Here is a 3686-nt window from a genome sequence, read left to right on the forward strand (position 1 = left end):
ATTTTTTTATTTGTAAACAAAGGTACATGTACCAAATGAGACATCAAGCTAAATCATTATTTGTCTTAAAGTCATTTTTTAATGACGGATATTTTCATAAGCCGGAATTTCAATCCGTATACTGCGACCAATGCTGCTGTCAGTATCACGATCTGCTGTTGCGTACCAAAAAGGAAGACACCATATCCCTTTCCCGGCGGGAGCATGAACTGCTCAGGCTCATTGCCGAAGGGCACACCATGAATACTATCTCCGAGATAATGTGTATCGGCTATGAAACCGTTAAAAGCTACCGTAAGAATATCATGACCAAACTACAGGTTCCCAATACTGCCGCCCTGATAAAATATGCAGTGGAGAGAAAAATAGTATGATTCTCCAAGTTTTAGCCTTATCCACTAATTTCAGAAGAGATATACCAATGAGATGGCTCCTTTGGTTGGACCGATATAATGTTTTTGACCGTAGTCTGTCTTATATCCATTGTCACCATTTGTAAAAACATCGTATTTCAAACGTCCATATCCAGCCCCTACGCTTACTTCAAGGACTAAACTATTACCGATTATCCAGGCATATCCGTAGCTTAAACCTATTCCGTTTATATTTCCTTCGACACGTCTATTCTTGAGTTCGGGTACCAGATTAAACGGTAATTCCAATCCCCCTACATCGAATCCGGCAAACACGCCATGCAGGCCAATAGAATGACCATTAAATGTTTCATTCAACCAATAACGTGCTTCCGGCCAGATAATCCAATGCTTCCACTGTTTATCGTCTTTAAACTCAAAGGGATTATACCCGCCGGACAGTTCGAAGGTCATTTTGTGGCGGAATGCCACTTCCACTCCCAAATTCGGAGAAGCTGTTGCCCAATGTGGGATATTTGTTTTTACGGCTATTGTTTTCTGGCCCTGGGTATGGGCGGATAACGAAATACAAAAAATGAATATAAAAAAAGTCCTCTTTAAATATCTCATATGACTATATTGTCTTAAAATCATTTTTCAATAATGACTGTTCTCATTAGCCGGAATTTTATTCCGTAGATGGCGACTAATGTGGCTACCAATAGCAGAAAGACCCACCATCCCACGATGGGGTAAAGGGCGATGATCAGCGCGGAACAAAGCAGTTGCGCCAGGAAATAGGACAAGGAGACTGTCCTGTGTCCGGTTTTCAGTTCGTTGGCCAGTATCTGGTAGAAATGCAGGCGATGCGCCTCCATGATATTCTGTTTCAGGTAAATCCGGTGTAGTATTGTGCAAACCGTATCCACTCCGTACACCAGCAGGAAACCGATCCATACCAGGTTTTGTGTTTTGATGATCAGGAGTAGTAACAGCGTTACGATCCAGAAAGCGATACCCACGCTTCCCACATCACCTGCGAAGCACTTCGCCTGTTTCCTGAAGTTGAAGAACAGAAACACGATGGATGCCAGCAGGGGGAAAAGAAGAAAATCGTTTTTGGTGAAAGTCTGGACGTAATTGTTCACATAGATCATGGGCAGCAGTACCGCGAGCGTATATAAGCCCGTGATACCGTTGATGCCGTCCATAAAGTTGTATGCGTTCACTATGCCGGTAAACAGAATATACCCGATTACAATGGCCCACCAGGGATACACCCCGAATACGTTTGCAAGATAAAACGCACAGGTCATGGCCAGCAGATGGAAAAATAACCGGATCTTTTGCCCCAGGCCTTCTACGTCGTCCCAGAAACTTACTCCGGCCATCAGGGTGATTCCCGCTAGGAACCACCAACCTGCCTCCGAAGGATTGAACAGCACATAGAGTAGGGCAGCCACCCAATAAATAATGCCGCCTCCCCGCAACGTGATCCGGGTGTGAGAACTCCGCTCGTTCGGTTTGTCTATGATGTTGAATTTGTCCGCAATGCGGAAATAGACCAGTTCCGCTATAAATAATAAGGCAATAACGAGTAAATATATCATTTGTAGTCTTTTACTGTTTTATGCGTGCTTGATGTAGTCACGCTTTTATAAAGGTTTGATTATAAGTGGCGATATGTCCTGATTGTCAATGGGCTATTTGAAACTCTCCAGTGTCTTTTTCATCCCGTCCCGGGCTGATACCGGCATGTTCTCGATACCGAGCGCATTTTTTATTTTCCCGTTGCTTACCACGTAATTCTCGGTCAGTTTTTGCAACCGTTGCTTGTTGAGCGGAAGATGCAACGTGTTGCCAACGCTCGCCATTGCGTTCATCCATCCTTTCGGGAGTTTCCATATATGCGGTTTTTTCCCTACCGATTCACTGATTAGGCCGATCAATTCGTTGGTCGATATCGGTTCGTCGTCGCCCACATGGTAGACTCCGCTTTCAATATTATCCCTGACGATCAGTTGTTCCACTACATAAGATATATTATCCACTGAGCAGAACGAGCGCCGGTTGTCGAATGCGCCCAACGGCCATGGAATTCCCTTCTTCACCACGTTATATAGCAAGTTCAGGTTTCCTTTGTTTCCGGGCCCGTGGATCATGCAAGGGCGGAGGATAAACACCCTTTTTTGCCTGCTGTGCGCCTCGTTCATCTTCGATAACAAATACTCTTCCGCCCTGATCTTCGATTCCCCGTAAGGCCCGACAGGGTGGGGGACGATCCCCTCCTTCAGGATATCTCCCGGCACGGAGTCCGCTGCCGCCTTCACCGAACTGAAAAAGATGAAAGTCCGGGCATCCGATTGCAGGAAATAGTCGAAGATACGTTGTGTCAATCCCGTGTTGATGTCGAAATACGATTGCGCCTCGCTCACGTTCTTTGTGTCGTGCGCTTTGCCGGCGAGATGCACAATCGCATCCACCGGCGGAATCTTCCCCATCTCGTCCCATGAGAAGATCCGTTCCACACCTTCTTTTGCCGGCTGGTGGATATCCAGACCATAGAGTATATGGTCTTTACTCCAGTTGTTAGTGAAATTAGAACCGACAAAACCGTTGATGCCGGTAATAAGAATTTTCATTGATTTACACGTTATTCTTTAACAGAGCTTGTCTTGAGCAAATTTTTGTCAACTAAGGGAAGAAGTACCGAATGCAAGGGAGTTCCTCTAAAAAGAGCGAACAAGATACCCCTGCAGGTAGATAGTGAAGTTGTATTCAAGACGGATATAAACCTTTCCGGGAGTGACAATTTGCCGGAACCCTTGATAAAGGAGTCAAGATTCTTAACCTCATACAGGCAGGATATTTCAGCTTTAGCCAAAGCATCAGCATATTGTTGTTCCATCCCTTTTCGATCATAGCGTCGGCAATTTTTGCCGCCAGTTGCATTTTTGCATCCGTTCTCATCTGTTCTTCCGGAGTTATTTCCTCCAGTAAACTATCCAGGGTTGCAATACTATTATTCTTCATACCAATCATTTTTTAATTTTCAAAAGTCCTCCGCAAGAAAATATAGGTTTCCGGCAAATTCCAAGCCATCATCCGTAAACCAGATGTCTTTCTCTTTTATTCGTTCGGAAATTTTCGCAGACACCTTTCTCATGAAATAGTTTTCTCTCTTCAAAGTTTCGTCGTCTTGGAGAGACCTGATTGTTTTCGGTTTTGTCCATTTAGACAGTATTAATCTATACGTTCATTCATTTGTTGGGATTTTATTAAATGATTATCCGCAATAGTTCCTATTGTAAATTCTTGACTTGAAATCAGGAG

General features: G+C 44.2%; 5 protein-coding genes. 1 reads left to right on the forward strand and 4 read right to left on the reverse strand.

Going from position 1 to position 3686, the window contains the following annotated elements; translation table 11 throughout:
* Positions 1-35: 35 nt before the first annotated feature.
* Positions 36-374 carry a helix-turn-helix transcriptional regulator gene (locus tag U2P89_RS06220; protein ID WP_322190939.1) on the forward strand — a complete coding sequence of 113 codons (339 nt, stop codon included), beginning with the start codon at positions 36-38 and terminating at the stop codon, positions 372-374.
* Positions 375-404: 30 nt separating this feature from the next.
* Here the strand turns inward: U2P89_RS06220 and U2P89_RS06225 are convergent, their stop codons facing one another.
* From U2P89_RS06225 to U2P89_RS06240, 4 genes are all read right to left on the reverse strand, one after another.
* Entirely contained in the window at positions 405-983 is a 579-nt protein-coding gene (locus U2P89_RS06225) for a DUF3575 domain-containing protein (protein ID WP_322190940.1), read from the reverse strand.
* 20 nt (positions 984-1003) lie between these two features.
* Complete coding sequence (locus U2P89_RS06230; protein WP_322190941.1) at positions 1004-1963, reverse strand: glycosyltransferase family 4 protein; 960 nt, start codon at positions 1961-1963, stop codon at positions 1004-1006.
* A 93-nt stretch (positions 1964-2056) separates the two neighbouring features.
* The gene (locus U2P89_RS06235; protein ID WP_322190942.1) at positions 2057-2995 is read right to left on the reverse strand and encodes an NAD-dependent epimerase/dehydratase family protein; all 939 of its coding nucleotides are present in this window, start codon (positions 2993-2995) and stop codon (positions 2057-2059) included.
* Positions 2996-3131: 136 nt separating this feature from the next.
* Entirely contained in the window at positions 3132-3386 is a 255-nt protein-coding gene (locus tag U2P89_RS06240; protein ID WP_322190943.1) for a hypothetical protein, read from the reverse strand.
* Positions 3387-3686 lie beyond the last annotated feature (300 nt).

It is taken from the genome of Proteiniphilum sp., assembly GCF_034331125.1.
Lineage (GTDB): Bacteria > Bacteroidota > Bacteroidia > Bacteroidales > Dysgonomonadaceae > Proteiniphilum > Proteiniphilum saccharofermentans.